Origin of the sequence: Tabrizicola sp. YIM 78059, from assembly GCF_004959785.1 — a bacterium.
GTDB lineage: Bacteria > Pseudomonadota > Alphaproteobacteria > Rhodobacterales > Rhodobacteraceae > Tabrizicola > Tabrizicola caldifontis.
Genome location: NZ_SJZH01000006.1, coordinates 227,148 through 248,126 on the forward strand (window position 1 = coordinate 227,148; position 20,979 = coordinate 248,126).

General features: G+C 66.2%; 18 protein-coding genes. 6 read left to right on the top strand and 12 right to left on the bottom strand.

What is annotated here, in order from left to right:
• Positions 1–28: 28 nt before the first annotated feature.
• On the top strand, positions 29–1,486 hold the full coding sequence (locus tag EZM81_RS10580; protein WP_135449467.1) for an aldehyde dehydrogenase family protein: 1,458 nt from the start codon (positions 29–31) through the stop codon (positions 1,484–1,486).
• A gap of 103 nt (positions 1,487–1,589) precedes the next feature.
• Positions 1,590–3,566 carry an FAD-dependent oxidoreductase gene (locus EZM81_RS10585; protein WP_136645675.1) on the top strand — a complete coding sequence of 659 codons (1,977 nt, stop codon included), beginning with the start codon at positions 1,590–1,592 and terminating at the stop codon, positions 3,564–3,566.
• 46 nt (positions 3,567–3,612) lie between these two features.
• Here EZM81_RS10585 and EZM81_RS10590 read toward each other — a convergent pair whose 3' ends face one another.
• The 7 genes from EZM81_RS10590 to hspQ all read right to left on the bottom strand — a co-directional run bounded on the left by EZM81_RS10590 (position 3,613) and on the right by hspQ (position 8,674).
• On the bottom strand, positions 3,613–4,281 hold the full coding sequence (locus EZM81_RS10590; RefSeq protein WP_240784037.1) for an RluA family pseudouridine synthase: 669 nt from the start codon (positions 4,279–4,281) through the stop codon (positions 3,613–3,615).
• Positions 4,274–5,164 (bottom strand): homocysteine S-methyltransferase family protein, encoded by an 891-nt coding sequence (locus EZM81_RS10595; protein ID WP_135449463.1) that lies wholly within the window; start codon positions 5,162–5,164, stop codon positions 4,274–4,276. The genes EZM81_RS10590 and EZM81_RS10595 overlap by 8 nt, the downstream gene beginning before the upstream one ends.
• Before the next feature lie 94 nt (positions 5,165–5,258).
• A complete protein-coding gene (locus tag EZM81_RS10600) occupies positions 5,259–5,735 on the bottom strand; it encodes a GAF domain-containing protein (protein ID WP_135449462.1) in 477 nt (158 codons plus the stop codon).
• Entirely contained in the window at positions 5,713–7,287 is a 1,575-nt protein-coding gene (locus tag EZM81_RS10605) for a gamma-glutamyltransferase family protein (protein WP_136645676.1), read from the bottom strand. Before EZM81_RS10605 ends, EZM81_RS10600 begins: the two co-directional genes overlap by 23 nt.
• Before the next feature lie 197 nt (positions 7,288–7,484).
• Positions 7,485–7,961 (bottom strand): ATP-binding protein, encoded by a 477-nt coding sequence (locus EZM81_RS10610; protein ID WP_136645677.1) that lies wholly within the window; start codon positions 7,959–7,961, stop codon positions 7,485–7,487.
• Entirely contained in the window at positions 7,945–8,286 is a 342-nt protein-coding gene (locus tag EZM81_RS10615; RefSeq protein ID WP_136645678.1) for an STAS domain-containing protein, read from the bottom strand. Before EZM81_RS10615 ends, EZM81_RS10610 begins: the two co-directional genes overlap by 17 nt.
• Before the next feature lie 61 nt (positions 8,287–8,347).
• The gene (gene hspQ / locus EZM81_RS10620) at positions 8,348–8,674 is read right to left on the bottom strand and encodes a heat shock protein HspQ (RefSeq protein WP_135449454.1); all 327 of its coding nucleotides are present in this window, start codon (positions 8,672–8,674) and stop codon (positions 8,348–8,350) included.
• A gap of 206 nt (positions 8,675–8,880) precedes the next feature.
• Here hspQ and EZM81_RS10625 point away from each other — a divergent pair, with 206 nt between their 5' ends.
• Entirely contained in the window at positions 8,881–9,465 is a 585-nt protein-coding gene (locus tag EZM81_RS10625) for a lytic transglycosylase (protein ID WP_136645679.1), read from the top strand.
• 46 nt (positions 9,466–9,511) lie between these two features.
• Here EZM81_RS10625 and EZM81_RS10630 read toward each other — a convergent pair whose 3' ends face one another.
• Entirely contained in the window at positions 9,512–10,111 is a 600-nt protein-coding gene (locus EZM81_RS10630) for an outer membrane lipoprotein carrier protein LolA (RefSeq protein WP_135449450.1), read from the bottom strand.
• 224 nt (positions 10,112–10,335) lie between these two features.
• On the opposite strand from EZM81_RS10630, the gene EZM81_RS10635 reads away from it, so the two are divergent.
• Entirely contained in the window at positions 10,336–11,679 is a 1,344-nt protein-coding gene (locus tag EZM81_RS10635; protein ID WP_136645680.1) for a D-amino acid dehydrogenase, read from the top strand.
• A gap of 10 nt (positions 11,680–11,689) precedes the next feature.
• Here the strand turns inward: EZM81_RS10635 and EZM81_RS10640 are convergent, their stop codons facing one another.
• The 4 genes from EZM81_RS10640 to EZM81_RS10655 all read right to left on the bottom strand — a co-directional run bounded on the left by EZM81_RS10640 (position 11,690) and on the right by EZM81_RS10655 (position 18,684).
• On the bottom strand, positions 11,690–12,697 hold the full coding sequence (locus EZM81_RS10640; protein ID WP_136645681.1) for a serine/threonine-protein kinase: 1,008 nt from the start codon (positions 12,695–12,697) through the stop codon (positions 11,690–11,692).
• Positions 12,698–12,975: 278 nt separating this feature from the next.
• Entirely contained in the window at positions 12,976–15,996 is a 3,021-nt protein-coding gene (locus tag EZM81_RS10645; protein ID WP_136645682.1) for a DNA translocase FtsK, read from the bottom strand.
• Positions 15,997–16,008: 12 nt separating this feature from the next.
• The gene (locus EZM81_RS10650; protein ID WP_136645683.1) at positions 16,009–17,187 is read right to left on the bottom strand and encodes an aminotransferase class I/II-fold pyridoxal phosphate-dependent enzyme; all 1,179 of its coding nucleotides are present in this window, start codon (positions 17,185–17,187) and stop codon (positions 16,009–16,011) included.
• Positions 17,188–17,352: 165 nt separating this feature from the next.
• A complete protein-coding gene (locus EZM81_RS10655; protein WP_136645684.1) occupies positions 17,353–18,684 on the bottom strand; it encodes an amidase in 1,332 nt (443 codons plus the stop codon).
• Between the two features lie 77 nt (positions 18,685–18,761).
• Between EZM81_RS10655 and EZM81_RS10660 the strand changes: the two genes are divergently transcribed.
• Both EZM81_RS10660 and EZM81_RS10665 read left to right on the top strand, forming a co-directional pair.
• Positions 18,762–19,991, top strand: coding sequence for an FAD-dependent monooxygenase (locus EZM81_RS10660; protein WP_136645685.1), 1,230 nt, complete (start codon positions 18,762–18,764; stop codon positions 19,989–19,991).
• A 111-nt stretch (positions 19,992–20,102) separates the two neighbouring features.
• Positions 20,103–20,924: a hypothetical protein gene (locus EZM81_RS10665; RefSeq protein WP_248298193.1), complete on the top strand. Its 822-nt coding sequence runs from the start codon at positions 20,103–20,105 to the stop codon at positions 20,922–20,924.
• Positions 20,925–20,979: the final 55 nt, after the last annotated feature.

The window sequence follows — 20,979 nt, forward strand, 5'->3', positions numbered from 1 at the left end:
TCAAATTCCGGCGGCGGAGGGCCAGCTCATGATCATCAAGCGCGAGTTCTACATCAACGGCGAATGGGTCGCCCCCAAGGTCGCGCGGGATTGTCCGGTCATCGACCCCTCGACCGAAGAGGTCTGCGCGGTGATCTCGCTCGGCGATCAGGCCGACACCGATGCCGCAGTGGCTGCCGCCAAGGCCGCCTTCCCCGGCTGGGCGGCCACTCCACTGGCCGAAAGGCGCCGCGTCGTCGAACGGATCCTGGAGCAGTATTATCTGCGCAAGGAAGAAATGGCGCAGGCGATCAGTCTGGAAATGGGCGCGCCCATCGACATGAGCCGCGACGACCAGGCGGAATGCCTGCCCTGGCACCTGAAGAATTTCCTGACCGCCTTCGACCAGATCGAATGGATCCGCCCCCTGGGCCCGCATGCCCCCGACACGATGATTGCGCTGGAGCCGATCGGTGTGGTCGGCCTGATCACGCCCTGGAACTGGCCGATGAACCAGGTGACGCTGAAGGTGATCCCGGCATTGTTGGCAGGCTGCCCCTGCGTGCTGAAGCCTTCGGAAGAGGCGCCCCTGTCGTCGATGCTGTTTGCCGAATTCTGCCATGACGCGGGCGTGCCGCCGGGCGTGTTCAATCTGGTGAACGGCGATGGCGCCGGGGTGGGCACCCAGCTGTCAAGCCACCCGGATGTGGAGATGATCAGCTTTACCGGTAGCACGCGGGCGGGCCGCGCCATCAGCAAGGCTGCGGCCGAGACGCTGAAGCGGGTCACGCTGGAACTGGGCGGCAAGGGCGCGAACCTGATCTTTGCCGATGCCGATGCCCGTGCGGTGGAACGCGGTGTGCGGCATATGATGAACAATTCGGGGCAAAGCTGCAACGCGCCCAGCCGGATGCTGGTGGAACGCAGCTACTACGACCGGGCGGTTGAAATTGCGGCCGAGGTGGCCAAAGGCATCAAGGTCGGGCCGGCCAGCGAGCCGGGCGATCACATCGGGCCGGTGGTGAACAAGCGCCAGTGGGACCAGATCCAGGCCTATATCCAGAAGGGCATCGACGAGGGCGCGCGCCTGGTGGCCGGGGGGCTGGGCCTGCCCGAGGGGATGAACAAGGGCTATTTCGTCCGACCCACGGTCTTTGCCGATGTGAAACCCGGCATGACCATCGAGCGGGAAGAGATCTTCGGCCCGGTCCTCTGCATCATGCCCTTCGACAGCGAGGAAGAGGCGGTGCGCATCGCCAACGACACGCCCTATGGGCTGACCAACTATGTCCAGTCGGCGGACGGTGCGCGGCGCAACCGGCTGGCGCGACAATTGCGGGCCGGGATGGTGGAGATGAACGGCAAGTCGCGCGGCGCGGGCGCGCCCTTCGGCGGCGTCAAGGCCAGCGGTCGGGCGCGCGAGGGCGGGGTCTGGGGGATCGAGGAGTTCCTGGAGGTCAAGGCGATCTCGGGTTGGGATATCAGCCTTGGCACAGCTGCGGAGTGACCCCGCCCCGGATCAAGCCCGGGACGAGAATCCCCTGCGTCACCCGAAGAAAACTTGACACAGGTGTCGAGATTGGCTGACATGGCGGCGAACGGAGGCCGCCATGACCCAGCATCCCCGACTGATGTCCCCCCTGAAATTGCGCGGCCATACCCTGCGCAACCGGATCGTGTTCGGCGCGCACACCGCGAACATGTCGGACCAGGGGATGCCGGGGCCGCGCTTCGGCAAGTATCTCCTGGAGCGCGCCCTGGGCGGGGCGGCGATGGTGGTGGCCGAACCCGTGCCGGTGCACCGGACGGGCGTGCTGACCCGGGGCAACTTCCTGCATTCCGATGACCGGGTGATCCCCGCCTTCCGCAAGATCACCGACGAGGTGAAGGACGCGGGGGCGGTCATCCTCCAGCAGCTCTACCACATTGGCGCGCATGGCGATTCGGACCTGAGCTTCGCGCCGCACTGGTCCCCCTCTGGCGGGCCGTCGTATCACGATTCCGATGGCAGCCACGCCATGACCGGGGCTGAGGTCGAGGAGCTGCTGGAGGCGCATGTCGCGGCGGCAGTCCGGGCCAAGGCCGCGGGCTTTCAGGGGGTGGAGGTCTGGGCGGCCTATCACTCGCTTCTGGACCAGTTCTGGACACCCTGGTCGAACCGGCGGACGGATCAGTGGGGCGGCTCGCTGGAAAACCGCACCCGCTTTTCCCGCACGCTGATCGAACGCATCCGGCGGGCCTGCGGCGAGGATTTCGTGATCGGTCTGGCCGTCAGCTATTCGGAAGCCTACCGCGTGACGCTGGGGGCCGAGGCGCTGTGCGAGATCCTCGACATGCACGACCGCTCTGGCCATGTGGATTATGTGACCGTGGGCGCCGGGTCTTACCTGGAGTTCGAGTCGATCATCCCGCCCTTCACCCATGGCGAGAAGCTGACGACGCCCCTAACGGCGCAGTTGAAAGGGGTGCTGAAGCACGCGGTCGTGACCTCGGAAGCCGGGGTCAGGACGCCCGAAAACGGCGAGGCGATCATCGCCTCCGGCCTCGCCGATCTGGTGTCGATCGTGCGGGGCCAGATCGCCGATCCGCATCTGGCGCGGAAGGTGGCCGAGGGGCGGGCGGAGGACATCCGCGGCTGCATCAGCTGCAACCAGATGTGCTGGGGGCGGCGCAGCCGGGACTACTGGATCTCCTGCCTGATCAACCCTAGCGCGGGGCGCGAGTTCGAATGGGGCGGGGACCGGTTTGTCGTCGCGCCGGAACCGAAGGATATGCTGGTGGTGGGCGCCGGGCCTGCGGGCTTGGAAGCTGCGCGGGTCGCGGCGGAACGGGGACATCGGGTGGAGATCGTCGAGGCCGCGCCCGTGGTCGGCGGGCAGTTCCGGCTGGCGGGGATGCAGCCCCGCCGGGCACAGATCCTGGAGCTGATGGACTGGTATGAGAGGCAGTTCGACAGGCTGGGCGTGCGGCTGCGGCTGAACACCTTTCTTGACGCCGAGGAGGTGGCGGCGCATCCGGCCGGGGTGGTGGTGGTGGCCACAGGCTCCCTGCCCGATGAAAGCGGTTTTCAGCGCTGGGTGCCGGAAGAGCCTGCCCTGCCGGGGATCGAGGCGGGCGGCGTCTGGTCGCCCGAGGCGGTCCTGCGGCGCGAGGCGCGGCTGGGCGATGCGGTTGTGATCTATGACGAGGGCGGCAACTGGCGCGGGGTCGGCACGGCCTGGGCGCTGGCCGAGGCGGGCAAGCGCGTCACCATCGTCACGCCCGAGCCCTTTGTCGGCAAGGAACTGGCACGGACGGCGGCGGACGGGGTAGTGCGGCGGCGGCTGGGGGCGCTGGGGGTGCGGATGCTGGCCGAGCACCGGCTGGTCCGCTGGCACGGCAACGGGGTGACGGTGCGGTCCTTCCTGACGGGGGAGGAGGTGGTGATCCCGGCTTCGGGTCTGGTGATGGCGACGACGAACCGGGCGTTCGATCCCTTGCCCGAGACGCTGCCGGGCAAGGTGCTGCACCGGATCGGGGACTGCGCGGCGCCAAGGCTTGCGGCCTATGCCTTTCACGAGGGGCGGAAGCTGGGCCTGTCGCTTTAGGCGGGTCATCAAGCCTGACCGCCTTTTTCACAAGCCTTGCGCCGCCTCAGAACGGAACCGGCGCTGTGAAGCTGACCCATTCGCCTGTCGTCGGATGGTGAAGCGCCAGGGTTTCGGCGTGCAACATCAGGCGCGCATGATCGGCCCGGGTCTCGGGCGCATAGATCTGGTCGCCAAGGATCGGATGGCCGAGTGCCAGCATGTGGACACGCAGCTGGTGGCTGCGGCCGGTATGAGGGGTCAGACGGACACGGGTTTCGTCATCCGTCCGCCCGATGACCTGCCAATCGGTGATTGCAGGCCGTCCGTGATGGGGGTCGATCTTCTGGCGCGGGCGGTAATCCCAGTCGCTTCCGATCGGCAGATCGACTGTGCCGCTGTCAGGTTCCAGACGCCCCTTCAGGCGGGCGACATAGGTCTTGCGCGCGCGGCGCTGCTCGAATTCCTGGCCAAGGAAGCCCTGGGCCTGTTTCGTGCGGGCAAAGATGATGACGCCGCTTGTGTCGCAATCCAGCCGGTGAACCGTCAGCGCATCCCATCGGGCGGCCTGGAGCCTGGCTATCAGGCAATCCTGCCGATCGGCAAGCTTGCCCGGAACCGTCAACAGGCCCGCGGGCTTGTCAAGGACAAGGATAGCTGAATCCTCGTACAGGATCGTCAGCGGCACATCCGGCGGCTCATAGGCGAAATCCGGGATCAGCGATGGCCTATGCAATGCGGTGGCCCTCGGCAATCAGGCGGTCGCGCAGATGGCGGATATGGACCGGGCCGACCTCGCAGCAGCCGCCGACAAGGGTGGCGCCCTGCCCTACCCAGCCCAGCGCGAAATCGGCATAGCGTTCCGGCGTCAGGTCGTGGCGCGCGCAATAGGCAGGGGCTTCGGTGCCATGGCTGTGCGGGATGATCTCGGAGAAGCCGTTGGCATAGGCACCGAAGGGCAGGCCCAGGGGTTTCAGCGCCGCAAGCGCGGCGGCCATTGCCTCGGGCATCGAACAATTGGCCAGCACGGCATCGGCCGGTGTATCGGCCAGAACCTCGGCCAGGGCGGCCACGGGTTCGCCCGAACGCAGGCGCGTGCCGTCACGGTCCTGCACCGAAACCGACAGCCAGACCGGGCGATCGGTGGCACGGGCGCCCCGCAGCGCGCCTCGGGCCAGTTCAAGCGAGGAAATGGTCTCGATCAGGATCAGATCGACATGTGGTGCCAGGATTCTGGCCTTTTCGGCATAAAGCGCTGCGCTGGTTTCGACCGGCGGGGTCAGGTCGGGGCGGTAGCTTTCGCCCAGGGGGCCCATCGAGCCGGCAATCAGCCCGCGCCCGGCGGCGGCGCGGGCCTCGTGCGCCTCGGCCAGCGCGCGCAGGTGCAGCGCGTGGTAGAGATGGTCGAGCCCTTGGGGGATCAGCCGGTCGTGCAGGATGTTGTAGGTGTTCGTGGTCGCCAGGCTGGCTCCGGCGGCGAAGTAGTCCTCATGAATCTTACGGACAAGGCCGGGGTGGTCCAGCATCACCCGCGTCGCCCAGAGCGGCCCGGGATCGGCACCTGCGCGCGCGATGAGCTCTTGCCCCATGCCGCCGTCAAGAAGGGTGATTTCGGTCATCGTTGCGGTCCTTCGATCGGCGCCCGGGGGGCCACACCCCCGGACCCTCATGGGAAATTTGGGCAGAGAGGAAGGAAAATTCCACGCCGGGCGTTCAGGCAGCGTCCCGGAAGACCTCGGCCAGCAGGGGCACAAGCCAGTCTTCGTCTTCCTGGGTGAAGGCGGCCGGGGTGTTGGAATCAAGATCCAGCACCCCCAGCAGCTCACCCTTTCCGTTCCATACCGGCAGAACAAGTTCCGACCTGGTGGTGGAGGAACAGGCGATGTGATCAGGGAAGGCATCGACATCGGGCACGTTCTGGACCAGGCCGCTGCGGGCGGCAGCACCGCAGACACCCCGGCTGAACGGAATGACCAGGCAGCCGTGACCGCCCTGATAGGGGCCTATCTTCAACAGGCCGGGCGCGACAACGCGATAGAAGCCGGTCCAGTCGCAAAAGGGGTGGGCGTGGTGGATTTCGCAGACCAGCGTGGCCATCAGCGCGACGGTATCGGTTTCGCCATGCGTCAGCGCGCGGATGGCGGCGGTGATCGCGGGACGGTCGATGTCAGTAGCCAAGGGCGCAGCCATCCTTTCTGGGGTCCGATGCGCCGATGAGGATGCCACCGTCGATGGCGATGGCCTGGGCGCCCCCAAGGGGAGTTTCGGGAATGATGACATGGTGACCCATTTCGGCAAGGTCGGCGCGAACCCTGTCGGAATATCCCCTCTCGACCTCCATCCCGTCGGGGCCGGAGAAAGAGCGGGGCGCGTCGATGGCCGATTGCGGATCAAGGCCGAAGTCGATCAGGTTCGACACGAAGCGGGCATGACCACAGGGCTGGTAGGCGCCCCCCATCACACCGAAGGGCATTATGACACGCCCGTGCTGCCGGATCATGCCAGGGATGATCGTATGCATCGGGCGCTTGCCCGGTCCGGCCTCGTTCGGATGACCTTCGGCCAGGGTGAATCCCGCGCCGCGGTTCTGGAAGTTGATGCCGAATTTCGTCGAGGCGAGGCCAGATCCGAATCCCCAGAAGATCGAATAGATCAGCGAAACGGCCATGCGGTCGCGATCGACAACGGTGATGTAGATCGTGTCGCGGTGCATGGCTTCGGTCAGTGGGGCGGCTTGAGGCATCGCGCGCCCGGGGTCGATCAGGGTTGCAAGGCTGGCCGCCGTTTCGGGCGACAGCATATGGTCGAGCCGCCTGGTGTGGTCGGGGTCGGCAATGAAGCGGTTGCGGGCGTCATAGGCAAGTTTGGTCGCCTCTGCCTCGATATGGGCACGCTTGGCCCCGAACGGGTCCATCGACCCGATGTCGAAGTGGCTGAGGATGTTCAGAAGCAGGATCGCCGTCGCGCCCTGGCCGTTCGGCGGATGTTCGACCAGCTCGATCCCGCGATAGGGCCCGGCAACCGGAATGGTGTAATCGCAGGCTGTGGCGGCAAGGTCGTCAAGCGTGTGGCTGCCGCCCAGCGCGCGAAGCGAGGCTATCATGTCCTCGGCCACTTCACCTTCGTAAAAGCCGGCGCGACCTTGCCGCGCGATGCGGCGCAGAACCTCGGCCTGGCCGGGGGCACGGAAGATCTGGCCCACCTGCGGCGCCTTGCCGCCCAGGGTGTAGAAGTCGCGCGCAGCCCCTTTCAGGCAGGCGATGTCCTCGGCCCAGTCGAAGGCGACGCGGGGGGCGACGGGGATGCCTTCCTCGGCATAGCGGATGGCGGGGGCCAGGGTCTCGGCCAGGGATTTCAGGCCGTAGTCGGCATTCAGGCGGCAGAAGGCGTCGATCGCGCCAGGCAAGGTCACGGCCTCGATGCCATGGGTCGGAATCGCGGTCAATCCGCGCGCCCGCAGTTCGGCCGCGTTCAGCCCCTGGGGCGCCCGGCCCGATCCGTTCAGGCCGATGATTTCTTCCGAACCGGGCGGCTTGAGCAGCACGAAGCAATCGCCGCCGATCCCGGTCATCTGCGGCTCGGCAATGCCGAGGACCAGTGCCCCGGCAATGGCGGCATCCACGGCGTTGCCACCGGACTTCAGCATCTCGACCGCGACCTGGGCCGCGATCGGATGCGAGGTGGCCGCCATGCCGTTCGACGCATATACGGCCGAGCGGCCGGGACGGTGAAGATCGCGCATGATGCCCCCGAGTTTGCACCCATAGCTAGACCGGACGCTTGGCGAAGCCAAGGGGCGGAACGGAACACCTGTCTCCCGCCGGGGTGACAGGCGCAGGGGCCGGATGCCGGGGCGCGGCCTTGACGTGCAGGGGGCACTGTGGCCCGCTGCATCCCGGCGCAACCACACCAGGCATGCGGAGTGTTCGAGGCCGTTCGCTACGGATATGACGCCTGCGGCACAGGCGGACCAAGCGGGATCGTGAAGCCCAGTCGGTTGGTGCCCCGTTGCCGACGATAAGTGATGTCGCAGGCCAGACTGCGGATCAGATACCACCCGAAACCGCCCTCGGGCAGGTCGCACCCGGAAAGGTCGAATTCGGGCAGGCGCCCCGCGGGTGCGGTGCCGTTCGGCATGGGCGCGCCGTTGTCTATGACCTCACAGACGAGGCCGCCGGAAAACCGCATCAGGAAGATGGCAACATGCCCCGTCGCGGGTGCATAGGCGTGCTCGACCACATTGTTCAGCACCTCGGCCAGCACCAGTTCGACCGTTTGCCGGTGCCCGGGCGCAATCTCGCTGACCAGAGGCGCGGCAAGGATGGACCGAAGGGCCGCCCTGACCGAGGTCGGCTCTGCCCGGATTACAAGGCCATGCGGACCTTCCCGTGCACAGGGTTCAGGCGCTGGCGGCATCTTCGATGGCAGCGTCGAGGGTGGGGTGGATGGTGAAGACCGTGTCCATCCGCGTAAGGCGGAAGACCTTTTCCACCGTCGGGGTCAGGCCGCAAAGGTCCAGCATTCGTTCGGGACCGAGCAGCTTCTTCACCGCAACGATGGCGCCAAGCCCGCTGGAATCAAGGAACTTCACCTGCGTCAGATCCAGCACGACCCGGCCCTCGCCGCCCGCGGTGATATCGCGCATTCTTTCCTTGAACTGGATTGCGGTCGCTGCGTCGATCCGCGCATCCAGCACGGTGACGGTCGTGACCGTGGACTGCGTCCGAGTTTGCAATTGCATCGCGGCCCCCTGGCTGACGTTTCCGCCAGCCTAGGGGCAAAGGGTTAGCGGAAGGTAAGCGTCAGTTCAGATGGAAGACCAGCGGATAGCGGCCATCCTGGAAATCGCCGAACAGTTCGGCGAGATCCGGGTGATCCACCGGTTCCCCTGTCTCATCCGGTACCAGGTTCTGCTCGGACACATAGGCCACATAGTAGCTTTGGTCGTTTTCGGCCAGCAGATGGTAGAAAGGCTGGTTCTTCGCAGGCCTGCTGTCTTCGGGAATGTTCTCATACCACTCGTCGGTGTTCGAGAACATCGCATCGACGTCAAAGACGACACCGCGGAAGGGATGCTTCCGATGACGAAGCACCTGACCCAGATGATATTTGGCGTGGGTTGTCTGCATAGCCACGGCCCCCATGGGCCTTTCTACTCCCGAACTGCTTTCATTGTCCACCTGTCCGGATCTGGGCAAGGGAAACAGTCTGTGAACATGCGCCCGACAGTCACGTTTCCTCGCGGCGATCTGAATGGGTGCCGGAGTGTTCCCCATTTCATCGCCCGGATCTTTGGGGTAGTGTGGCCCCAACAAAAAGAAGGCACGAGGGGCAGATGAGCAGGTTTCTCCGTGCGTCGATCCTGTTGATGATGCTTGCCGCCTGCGGCGGCGGCGGGGGTAACTATTCCGCCCCACGGCAACTGGATGACGCTTGCGCCATCATCCGGGAACGCCCGCACTACCTGCGGGCGATGGAGCGGACCGAGCGCCGTTGGGGCATTCCCGTGCATGTGCAGATGGCGACGATTCATCAGGAATCGAAGTTCATCGGAAATGCGCGCACGCCGCACCGCTTTGCCCTGGGGGTGATTCCGATGGGCCGGCAAAGCACCGCCTACGGCTACAGCCAGGCCCTGAACGGCACATGGGAGGAATACCTGGCCACCGCCGGGCATCGGCGGGCCAAGCGTGACGACATCGCCGATGCGACCGATTTCATGGGCTGGTACATGGACGAATCCTCGCGCCGGCTTGGCATTTCCAAGTCCGATGCCGAAAGCCAGTATCTTGCCTATCACGAGGGGCGGACAGGTTTTGCCAACCAGTCCTATCTGAACAAGCCCTGGCTGATGGAAGTGGCAAAGCGCGTCGCGGCGCGATCCGAGATGTATCGCCAACAGCTCGCCTACTGTCGCTGAGCGCAAACCATGCGACGGCAGCGCGAAGGACTTCCGCGCAGCAGCGTCAGTTCCGGCGAGCCGTCATCTCGGCCGAGATGTCAAACAGCCCGGCGCCAAGCTGCACGCCCTTCTTCATCTCGCCAAGGATCACCGTCGTCTGCTGGCCCAGGTCATCGGTGATGATCCACTGGCGCAACTCGACCGGATTCGCGGTGAAGACCAGTTCGATCGTCCCGTATTCCGGGTGCTCTGGATCCTGTGCTCGCACACGGGTCGATGTGCCGTCCTCGGTATGCCCGACCACCATCTTCGCCCGGCCAAGGTCGATGTTCCCAGCAAGGATCAGGTTCAAGGGCGTACGCTTCAGCGGATACTGTTCGGGCGGCTGGTTGGACTTTGCATCGAAGATCGCCACCTGCTGGCCCCCCGCGATGACCAGACTGCGATCGGGCGGGGCATATTCGAACCGCGCCCGTCCGGGACGGCGGATATAGATCTTGCCCAGCGAGATCGAGCCGTCGGCGTTCACCTGGGTAAAGTCGGCCTCGACCGTTGTCAGTCCGTTCAGATACTGCGACAGGGTGGCAAGCGGAATCTTCTCGGCCGCCGCGGGAAGGGGCAGCAGCAGGGCAAGCGGGGCCAGGATGGCGGTGCGGCGGTTCATGCGGGGGAATATATGTGACACGCGGGTGACTTGCACCCCCGGGCATTCCGCAGTCGCAAGGACGTGCCGACCGCGTGAAAGTGCGTGAGGTCACAGGTTTTGCTGCCAGGTTTCCATTCTGTGGAAGATTATTCCACGCTTGGTCACTGAGATCGAAGCTTCTTGCGCAAGTTGCGGCTTGATGGCGGATAATCCCCAAGAAATTCCAGGGCTGCGCGCGTATCTTGCCCGGCAATGCAACATTTGCGGTCGGGGTGGCTGAGATGAAGATCGTTGTGCTTGGCGCGGGCGTGATCGGGGTGACCTCGGCCTGGTATCTGGCGCGCGCGGGGCATGAGGTGACGGTGATCGACCGTCAGCCTGCCCCAGCGCTGGAAACGTCTTTCGCCAATGCCGGCGAAATCAGCCCCGGCTATGCCTCGCCCTGGGCCGCACCGGGCATCCCGCTGAAGGCGCTGAAGTGGATATTCCAGGAACATGCGCCGCTGATCATCCAGCCGCGGCCTGACTGGGCCAAGCTGTCCTGGATGGCACGGATGCTGATGAACTGCACGGCTTCGGCCTATGCCGTGAACAAGTCGCGCATGTTGCGGCTGGCGGAATATTCGCGCGACTGTCTGATCGAACTGCGGGCCGAGACCGGGATTTCCTACGACGAACGAACGCAGGGTACGCTGCAACTGTTCCGCACCGAAAAGCAGGTGGCCGCGGCGGAAAAGGACATCGCGGTGCTGAAGGCTGACGGCGTGGCCTTCGAGGTGCTGGACGCCGATGCCTGCGTCGCTGCGGAACCCGGCCTGGCCGGGGCGCGCGGCAGGATTGCGGGCGGGCTGCGCTTGCCGGGGGATGAGACAGGTGACTGCTTCAAGTTCACCCAAAACCTGTCGCAGCTGGCCCAAGCTCAGGACGTGACCTTCCATTATGGCGTCACCATCGACCGGCTTCAGGTCGAAGGCGACCGGGTGATTGCGGCGCACACCTCCGAAGGGCCCGTGACCGCAGATGCCTTCGTGGTGGCGCTGGGTTCCTACTCGCCCATGCTGGTGCGGGAGTTCGGAATCAGGCTGCCGGTCTATCCGGTGAAAGGCTATTCGATCACTGTCCCGATCGTGGATGAGGGCCTCGCGCCGCTGTCAACCGTAATGGACGAAACGCACAAGATCGCCATCACGCGGCTGGGCGACCGCATCCGTGTGGGCGGCATGGCAGAGATCGCCGGCTTCGACCTGAGCCTGAAGGCCAAGCGTCAGGCTACGCTGACGCATTCGGTCGAGGATCTGTTCGGCGGCGCAGGCGACCAGTCGCGCGCGACGTTCTGGTGCGGCCTGCGTCCGATGACCCCGGACGGAACTCCGATCGTCGGTCGGTCGCCGATTGCCAACCTGTATCTGAACACCGGCCACGGCACGCTTGGCTGGACAATGGCTGCAGGTTCAGGCCGGGTGCTGGCCGACATCGTCAGTGGCCGCCGGGCCGAGATCGAGGCCGCCGACTTGGGCTATTCCCGTTATCTGCGCGAAGCCGGCAAGGGACGGCGCGCAGGCGCCAGGCTGCCGGTGCCGGCCTGACGGGCCGCGTTCAACCTGGTCTGACAGGGCGCACCGGGCGGACCGAACCGCCTGTCACCGGCGCCTTGCGCAGCAGGACGATGCTGCGGTCGCCTGCCGTATCTCTGGGGGCAAGGGCGCTCAGCCAGTCCCGCGCAGACTGGACGCGCGCCGACGGCCTGACCGACATTGCCCTGTCGATACTTTCAAGGAACCCGGCCGGGTAGCCGGCAAAGCGTCCCGCCAGGGGCGTGACGGGATCCGGGCGGCGTTCGACCGCGGCGGATAGGCGGCTCTGGCAATCGGCTGGCGCAGCGCCGGTAATGGCGTGGTAGAGTGTGGCCCCAAGCGCGTAAAGATCGCTCCACGGTCCGGCGGTGGCGCCGCCGGAATAAAGTTCGTAAGGGGAATAGCCATCCTTCACCATGCTGAGTCCGGTCTGCAGCGAGGCATCTTGCGCGGTGGCACTGCGGACGGCGCCGAAGTCGATGAGCACCGGCTCTCCGCTCAGGCTGAGGCAGATGTTGTCAGGAGAGACATCGCAGTGCAGCATCCCGCGTTGGTGAATATGATCCAGCGCCGACAGCAGCTTGCGCGCAAGATCGACCAGCTGCCCGGCGGCAAGATGCATCTTGCCCTCATCGACGACCTGAAGCAGGTCGTAGCCCCGGACATAGTCCAGTGCCATGTAGGCAGTGTCGTTGTCTTCGAACACCTGGTGGACGCGGACGATGTTCGGGTGCGACATGGCGGCAAGGGTGTGCGCCTCACGCAGGAAGCCGCGCATCACCTTCCCAAGGTGAACCCGCCCGCTTTCCGACCGGGGACGGACCCGGGTCTGACTGCGCCGGCAGAAGGCGCCGACGAAGCATTCCTTCAGCACCACGTCGCGGTTCAGGCTGTCCTTGGCAAGGTAGGTAATGCCGAAGCCGCCACTGTTGAGAAACTTCGTGATCCGGTACTGGCCGTGAAAGATCGTCGTGCCCACGGGCAGTTCATCGGTAATTTCGAGATCGTCCGAAAGTCTGTCGAGAGCCATGGCGCAGTGACCCTTCACGCTGTCCCCATCCGCAGGGCGCAAACACGCCCTGCATGAAGTCAGGCTAGGCCCACAACTCCAGATTGCAACAGAAAAGCTTTGAAAATTCGAAGGGTTGTTCGCGTTTCGCAAACAAAGCCCATGGTAAGCCCATGATTATATCCACTGCCTGACTTTCAACCGAAGCGGGCCCCCATCTCCCCAGGGCAGAACTGCCCGCATTCTGCCCGATCGAGCCGCTGACGCCGAATCACCGTATGGCCGAATTGGAACGCCGGTCAGCGTTCCTCGACCAGGATCTCGCGCTTGCCGACGTGGTTTGCGCGGGTGACGATGCCCTGTTCCTCCATCTGTTCCACCAGGCGGGCGGCCTTGTTGTAGCCGATGCCCAGCTTGCGCTGGATGTAGGAGGTAGAGCATTTGCGATCGCGCGCGACGATCGCCACAGCCTGGTCGTAAAGCGCGTCGTCCGAAGAACCTTCGCCCGCCCCCAGGCCCAGCACAAGGTCGATCTCGCTGGCGACTTCGTCCTCCGGCCCCTCGACAACGCCCGACATGTAGACCGGCGGGCCGAAGCTCTTGAGGTGGTTGACGATCTCTTCCACTTCCTCGTCCGAAACGAACGGCCCGTGGATCCGGGTGATCTTCGCGCCGTTGCCCATGTAGAGCATGTCGCCCGCGCCCAGCAGCTGCTCGGCCCCCTGCTCGCCCAGGATCGTCCGGCTGTCGATCTTCGAGGTGACCTGGAAGCTGATCCGCGTCGGGAAGTTCGCCTTGATCGTGCCGGTGATGACATCGACCGAAGGCCGCTGCGTCGCCATGATGAGGTGGATGCCCGACGCCCGCGCCATCTGGGCAAGGCGCTGGATGCAGGCCTCGATCTCCTTGCCCGCCACCATCATCAGGTCGGCCATCTCGTCCACGATGACGACGATGTAGGGGAAGGGCTGCGGCGCGAACTCTTCCGTCTCGAACACCGGATCGCCGGTTTCCTCGTCGAAGCCGGTCTGGATGGTGCGCTTGAACATCTCGCCCTTGGACAGCGCCTCGCGGACGCGGCCGTTGTAGCCCTCGATGTTCCGCACGCCCATCTTGGACATCTTGCGGTAACGTTCCTCCATCTCGCCCACGACCCATTTCAGCGCCACCACGGCCTTCTTCGGGTCGGTCACGACGGGGGACAGAAGATGCGGGATGCCGTCGTACACGGAGAGTTCCAGCATCTTCGGGTCGATCATGATCAGCCGGCATTCCTCGGGCGTCAGCTTGTAGAGCAGGCTGAGAATCATCGTGTTGATCGCGACCGACTTGCCCGAACCCGTCGTCCCCGCAATCAGCAGGTGCGGCATCTTGGCGAGGTTCGCCACGACAGGTTCCCCGCCGATGTCCTTGCCCAGCGCCAAGGGCAGCCGCATCTGGCTGTCGCCGAAGTCGCGGCTGGACAGGATCTCGCGCAGCACCACCTTTTCGCGATGCGCGTTGGGCAGTTCGATGCCGATGACCGACCGGCCCGGCACTGTCGAGACGCGGGCCGACAAGGCCGACATCGACCGCGCGATGTCGTCAGCCAGGCCGATCACGCGCGAGGCCTTCAGGCCGGGCGCCGGTTCCAGCTCGTACATGGTCACCACCGGGCCGGGGCGGACGGCAACGATCTCGCCCTTCACGCCATAGTCATCCAGCACCGATTCCAGCATCCGCGCGTTCTCTTCCAGCGCCTCGTCGGAAAGCTGGCTGCGCTGCACCGTTGAGGGGCTTGCCAAGAGGCTGAGCGGCGGCAGTTCGTAGGCTGGCGCGGCATCATCGAATCGCAGGGCGGGCTGCGTCTCGGCCAGTGCCTGACGCGACGGGGTGGGCTTGCGCACGGCATGTTGCACCACGCCGCGACGGTCGTTTGCCGGACCAAGGGCGCGGGGTGCGGGATCGAAATCCTCCAGCGGCGCGTCGTCGAGGTCGTCCTCCAGCGGTTCGCCCCACGCCGCCTCGGAGGCGGACATGTTGTCGGTCGCGTCGTCCTCATCGCTGCCTTCCGCCTGCCAGGCCGGCTGGGTGGCAGCATGTGGGGCAGTCAGCGGCGGCGTGGCGACACGGGTGGCCACAGGTGGGGTTCGGGTGTCGGCAATCAGCGGCGCCGGACCCTTGGGCCGCATGACCGGAGGTTCCACGCGCGCGCTCTGCGGCAGCGGCGGCGGGGCCACAGGGAAATCGGGCGAATGCTTCAGCCGGCTGCGGATCACGTCAGAAATCCGCGCCTTGATCCGGTCTTCGGTCGGCATCGCGGCATCCCAGGACGGGGCCTCGGCTTCGACCAGCTCCGGCTCGGGCTGGTGTCTGCGGCGCAGACGTTCCAGCAGGCCCAGCCTCGGGGCGGTCATCGAAGGCGCCGCGGATGCAGGCTCGGGGGGGGCGGCCGGCCGGGCCTCCGACCGCAACGGGGGCGTCATGACGCGCGAGCGGCCCGAGGGCAACGAGGCCGGCTGGGCCGGTGCGCGCGCCGGGCTGGCGCGCAGCGGTTCGGGCGCCATGGCACCGGCCACAGGCGGCACGGCGCGGCGAATCCCTGCATCGCGTCCCAACGATGAGGGCGCGGCGGCGGCCCGGCTGCGCGCACGGTCCTGCAAGGCCAGCGCCCCGCTGACCGCGCCGCGCGCACCCGACCCCAGTGCCTGGGCGGCGGCATTGTACCCGAGGATCGACCCCAGCAGCAGGAACCGCCAGATCGCCTGCACCTCGGCCAGGTCGAAGCCGGTGACATAAAGCATGAAGACGATGAGACCGGCAAAGGTCAGCAGCGACAGGAACTTCAGCCCGAAGCCGGCGCTGCCCGGAACCACACCGATCAGCGACCCCAGTACCGTGTCGCCGAACAGCCCGCCAAGACCGAAGGTATGCGCCCAGTCGGACCCCGGCACCAGGGTCGCGCAGTGAACGGCGGCGAAGGCCACCGCGATCACGGCAAAGACCACCCGGCCCAGCGCGCGTTCGCCGCCGCGGTGGATCATGAAGCGCACCCCCCAGGCCATGAAGATCAGCGGGATCGACCAGGCACCCTTGCCGATCAGGATGATCAGGGTCGAGGCGACGGCCGCCCCGAAGCGGCCCAGCATGTTGCGGGCAGGTTCGTCGGTGGCCACCATCCAGCCCGGATCCTCGGGCGAGTAGCTGCCCAACATGAGCGCGAAGGCCACCCCGATCAGGATCAGGACCAGCCCCAGAAGCTCGCGCCCCCGGCGTTCCAGCATTGCCTGCGTCGTCTGGTCCAGAAGCGGATCGCGCTGCCGTGCCTGAAAGGATGCCATGCCGTCCCTCACCTACCGATAAAGACAGTCGCGGAGCAGGGTCAGCCCGCGCTGCGTTTCTTCCGGCGTGGCGACCAACGCCACGCGGATGTATCCCTTGCCGGGGTTCTCGCCCCCGACCTCGCGCGACAGGTAAGCGCCGGGCAGCACCCGCACCCCTGTTTCGCGCCACAGTTTCAGGGCCGCCGCCTCGCCGTCCTCGACCGGCAGCCAGAGGAAGAAGCCGCCGCCGGGGGGCTGATAGCCCTGCACACCTGAAAGGATGCGGTCGGCATCAGAGAATTTCCGGTGGTAAAGCGCGCGTGAGGCTTTGACGTGATCCTCGTCCGCCCAGGCGGCTTCGGCCACCCGTTGCAGAGGCAGGGGCAGGGGCGCCCCCGCGAAGGATCGCAGCTGGCGGATACGTGCCATGCACTGAGGCCCACCCGCAACAAAGCCCGACCTCAGCCCCGGCAGGTTCGACCGCTTCGACAGCGAATGGAACACCAGCACGCGCTCCGGGTCGGCCCCCTGCCCAGCGGCCACCTGCAACAGCCCCGGCGGTGGCGCGTCGCGCCAGATTTCCGAATAGCATTCGTCGGCCAGGACGCGGAAATCGTGCTTTTCGGCAAGGGCCAGCAGATCGGCCAGATAGTCGGCCGATGCCACCGCGCCCTGCGGATTGGCGGGCGAGCAGATATAGGCCAGCGCCACCCGGTCCAGCACGTCCTTCGGCAGGCTGGCGTAATCGGGCAGGAAGCCGGTCGCTGCGGTGGCTGGCACATAGACCGGCTCTGCCCCGACCGTCAGCGCGGCCACGGCATAGACCTGGTAGAACGGGTTCGGCATCAGGACGACCGGCTTCCTGCCGTTCTTCGTCTCCGGGCACAGCGCGATGCAGGCGTTGAACAGGCCTTCGCGGGTGCCGTTCAGTGCCATCAGCCGGTCCTCGGCCACGGTCACGTCATAGCGCCGTGCGATCCAACCCGAAATCGTGGCAAGAAGCTCGGGCGTGCCCTCGTTCGGCGGATAGACGCCGAAGCCCGACAGGTTGGCGGCAAGGATCGGCCCGACGAAATCGGGCATGGCATGGCGCGGCTCGCCGATGGTCATGGCAATGGGTTCGCCGCCGGGGGCGTACGCATCCAGAAGCTTCCGCAGACGCGGAAACGCATAGTCCGGCAGGTTCGAAAACCGCTCAGGAAATGCCATTGCTGCCTCAAGGTCGGGGTCTGGTCGCCCCATTTTTGCAGACGATAGCCAGTCGCGGGCGCAAGGTCCAGAAAAACCCTGCAAGCTGAGCAGGTTGGGGCGGCCGATTGTGGCTTTTGCGCTTGGGACGCCCGGCGGCGCGGCCGTGGATCAATGTGCCCGAGCCTAGCGCAGTGCCTGTTCGGCCGCAGCGCCCAGCCGCAACAGCCGCGCTTCGCCGCCCGCCGCGCCCATCAGGCTGATCCCGCAGGAGGGCTGCGAGGTTGGCAGCGTCAGTGCGCAAAGGCCCATGAGGTTGGCGATCCGGGTGTTGCGCAGGGCCAGAAGATTTTCTGTGACGTAATAGGCATCGTCGGACATCAGACGTCCGGCATCTGGCGGCAGGATCGGCGACGTGGGCAGCAGCACCGCATCGAAGGCCGCCGCCCGTGCCGCCCACAGCCCGCGTAACTGGTGCAGGCGGCGCCAGGCGGCAACATAGTCCATGGCCGGGAACTGCGCGCCCGATCGGAAACGTTCCAGAATGCGCGGGAACATCTTTTCCGGAGCCCTTTCGATCGTTTCCCTCCAGATGCCATAGGCTTCCGCAGTAAACAGTATGCCGGCCAGACCCATCGCCTCGGCCACCTCCGGCGCGCTGATCCGGGTGATTTCGGCCCCGGCACGGGCAAGGCGACGGGTGGCATCGTCAAAGCCCTGTGCGGGCCGGTCACGCAGATCGTCAAGAGCCACGGTCTCCAGCACGGCCAGGCGCGCGCCCGACAGGCTGGTGCCCGACAGGTCGGCCGGTTTCGTGCCCGACAGGACGGCCAGAAGCTGCGCACAGTCCTCGACCGAATGGGCCAGGGGACCGATCGTGTCGAAGGTTTCGCACAGGGGCACCACGCCGGTCAGCGGCAGGCTGCCGGCGGTGGTCTTCAATCCCACAAGGTCGTTCCACGCCGCCGGGATGCGCACCGAACCGCCGGTGTCCGATCCGATAGCCGCAGGCGCAAGACCGAAGGCAACCGAAGCCGCCGCACCAGAGGACGACCCACCCGGCACCGCTCGATCGTCATTCAGGCAGGGGGGCGTCGCGGTGACCGGGTTCAAGCCAAGGCCCGAGAAAGCCAGTTCCGACATGTGCGTCTTGCCCAGGCAGACCAGCCCGTTCAGGGTTGCCGTCTCCAGCACCGCCGCATCGCGGTCTGGTGTGCGCCCCTTCAGCAGCGCCGATCCTGCCTCGGTCGCCACGCCGGCGGTGTCGAACAGATCCTTCCAGCTGACCGGCACACCGTCCAGAAGGCCCCGGCGCAGCCCCGCCTTGGCACGGGTGGCGGCGGCCATGGCCTCGGCCCGGGCGCGGGCAGGCGTGGTGCGGACATAGATCCGGGGGGCAAGCGGGTGACTTTCGATGGCGTCGATGAAGGCTTCGGTCAGTTCGACGGGATGAATACGGCCCCCGTCGATCTCGCGCCCCAGTTCAGATGCGGTCAGGTTCGCCCAGGTTCCGGTCATGTCGCCCCCATGGTTTCGGCAAGGGTAGCGGCTTGCCGACGCATGGACAATCCGCGCCCGCAGGATAAGAAGGTCACATGAGCTGGGATGCCGATGTGGTGATTGCGGGTGGCGGGCTGAATGGCCCGGCGCTGGCGCTGGCGCTGGCCCAGGGCGGGTTCCGGGTGATCGTCGTCGATGCTCGCCGCGCCTCGGCCCGGGCCGAGGCCGGCTTCGACGGGCGCGCCTATGCGCTGGCCATCGCCTCTGTCCGTCTGCTGACCGCGATCGGGGTCTGGGGCACGGTCAGCGACAAGGCGCAGCCGATCCTGGAGATACGGGCCAGCGACGGCCGCGCGGGCGAGGGGGCATCGCCCCTGTTCCTGCACTTCGACCATGCCGAGATCGAGGAAGGCCCGATGGGCCACATGCTGGAGGACCGCTTCCTTTACGCCGCCTTCCTCGCCGCGATTCAGGCCGCACCAGGCATCACCCTTCTGTCCGGCGAGACGGTCGAGGCGCAGAAGGTGGGCCCCGCCGGGGTGACCGTGACGCTGGCCTCGGGCAAGGTAGTGACGGCGGGTCTGCTCGTCGGCTGCGACGGGCGCGGCTCGGGCGTTGCAGCGCGGGCGGGAATCCGGCGCGTGGGCTGGGGCTACGGCCAGACCGCGCTGGTCACCGCGATCCGGCACGAACGCGACCACATGGGGGTGGCGCAGCAGTTCTTCATGCCGTCGGGGCCGCTTGCCATCCTGCCGCTCAAGGGCGGGCATCATTCCAGCATCGTCTGGAGCGAGACCGACGCCGCCGCCGCCGCGATCCAGGCGCTGCCGGATGACCGGTATCTTGACGCGCTGCGGCCCCGGTTCGGGGATTTCCTCGGCCGGATCGAGCTGGCGGGTTCACGATTCACCTATCCCTTGTCGCTGTCCCTGGCCGAGCGTTTCGTGGCGGACCGCCTCGCGCTGGTGGGTGATGCCGCGCATGGGGTGCATCCCATCGCCGGGCAGGGGCTGAACCTGGGCCTGCGCGACGTGGCCGCGCTGGCCGAAGTGCTGATCCTGGCACGGCGCCGCGGCGAAGAGCCGGGCAGTCCGGCCGCGCTGGAGGAATACCAGCGCTGGCGCCGGTTCGATGCGACCGCCCTTGCGTTGGGCATGGATGCGGTGAACCGGGTATTTTCGAACGACAACCCGATCCTGCGGCTGGGCCGCGACCTCGGCATGGGTCTTGTCGGCGCCCTTCCCGGCCTGCGCCGCGGCTTCATCCGCCAGGCGGCGGGTCTGACCGGGGAACTGCCGAAACTGCTGGCCGGAAAGCGGATCTGAAGCCGGCAAGGACAGCAGGGCACTGCCCGAGCGTGTTGTCACCTGCCGGGCTATCAGCTAGGAAAACCCTGCAATCCTGCCACGTTCCCGCAAGAATGGACATCATCGGCCATGATCCTGAACCGTCGCCCAGTGGCTTCCTTGTGGATCGGGCAAAGGCTGCATTACCTCAACCAGCTGTGCCTGAAGTCACACCTGCTGCACGGGCATCCGGTCACCCTGTTCTGCACCCATGACGTCACAAATGCCCCCGAGGGCGTGGTCATCCGGCCGGCGTCCGAGATCATGGACCTGGACATGGATCTGGTCGAAGCGACCTCTGCCTCGTTCCTGTCTAACGTGTTCCGCTACAAGATGATCCGGAAGACGGGCGCGCTGTGGATCGACTGTGACGCCTTCTGCCACCAGCCCTTTCCCGACGAATGGGACTATGTCTTTGCTGGCCACGGGATGCGCGGGGCGTTGAACTGTGGGGTCGTCGGCCTGCCGCCGGACTGTGAGCTGATGGACCTGCTGCTCGACTACTACGACAACCTGCCGGACTATCCGCCGTGGTGGAGCAAGAAGCAGCGCAAGCAGATGGACCGCAACACCGAAAAGGGCGGCCTGTCGCATGCGGCCGCCATCTACAAGACCGAACGCACCGCCTTCGGCCCGCAGGCCTTCACCTATTTTGCCCAGAAGTCGGGGGACTACGACAAGGCGATGACACCGGATGTCCTGTATCCGGTGCCGTTCCAGCTGAACGATGTGTTCTTCGACCCCTACGGCAGGGTCGAGGGACATTTCACCGATGCCACTGTATCGGTTCATCTCTACACCAACGGGACCAAGCCCTGGTGGCGCAACAACCCGCCGCTCAGGAATTCCTATGTTGCGCGCATGTGCGAACAGGTGGGGATCGACCCCGAACAGGCGCTGGGGGGCGAATGAGGGGCGCCCTGAATGCCGCACCGGCAACCGGGGTCGACGCCGGGATCGCGCCCTT

Coding starts and splice junctions, on each gene's coding strand:
- hspQ (WP_135449454.1), bottom strand. CDS start 8,674: ATGCAGACAACCCACGCCAAATATCATCTGGGTCAGGTGCTTCGTCAT.
- EZM81_RS10650 (WP_136645683.1), bottom strand. CDS start 17,187: ATGGCATTTCCTGAGCGGTTTTCGAACCTGCCGGACTATGCGTTTCCG.
- EZM81_RS10610 (WP_136645677.1), bottom strand. CDS start 7,961: ATGCCGCCAGCGCCTGAACCCTGTGCACGGGAAGGTCCGCATGGCCTT.
- EZM81_RS10640 (WP_136645681.1), bottom strand. CDS start 12,697: ATGGCTCTCGACAGACTTTCGGACGATCTCGAAATTACCGATGAACTG.
- EZM81_RS10625 (WP_136645679.1), top strand. CDS start 8,881: ATGAGCAGGTTTCTCCGTGCGTCGATCCTGTTGATGATGCTTGCCGCC.
- EZM81_RS10615 (WP_136645678.1), bottom strand. CDS start 8,286: ATGCAATTGCAAACTCGGACGCAGTCCACGGTCACGACCGTCACCGTG.
- EZM81_RS10605 (WP_136645676.1), bottom strand. CDS start 7,287: ATGCGCGATCTTCACCGTCCCGGCCGCTCGGCCGTATATGCGTCGAAC.
- EZM81_RS10630 (WP_135449450.1), bottom strand. CDS start 10,111: ATGAACCGCCGCACCGCCATCCTGGCCCCGCTTGCCCTGCTGCTGCCC.
- EZM81_RS10645 (WP_136645682.1), bottom strand. CDS start 15,996: ATGGCATCCTTTCAGGCACGGCAGCGCGATCCGCTTCTGGACCAGACG.
- EZM81_RS10595 (WP_135449463.1), bottom strand. CDS start 5,164: ATGACCGAAATCACCCTTCTTGACGGCGGCATGGGGCAAGAGCTCATC.
- EZM81_RS10665 (WP_248298193.1), top strand. CDS start 20,103: ATGATCCTGAACCGTCGCCCAGTGGCTTCCTTGTGGATCGGGCAAAGG.
- EZM81_RS10580 (WP_135449467.1), top strand. CDS start 29: ATGATCATCAAGCGCGAGTTCTACATCAACGGCGAATGGGTCGCCCCC.
- EZM81_RS10655 (WP_136645684.1), bottom strand. CDS start 18,684: ATGACCGGAACCTGGGCGAACCTGACCGCATCTGAACTGGGGCGCGAG.
- EZM81_RS10585 (WP_136645675.1), top strand. CDS start 1,590: ATGACCCAGCATCCCCGACTGATGTCCCCCCTGAAATTGCGCGGCCAT.
- EZM81_RS10660 (WP_136645685.1), top strand. CDS start 18,762: ATGAGCTGGGATGCCGATGTGGTGATTGCGGGTGGCGGGCTGAATGGC.
- EZM81_RS10600 (WP_135449462.1), bottom strand. CDS start 5,735: ATGGCTGCGCCCTTGGCTACTGACATCGACCGTCCCGCGATCACCGCC.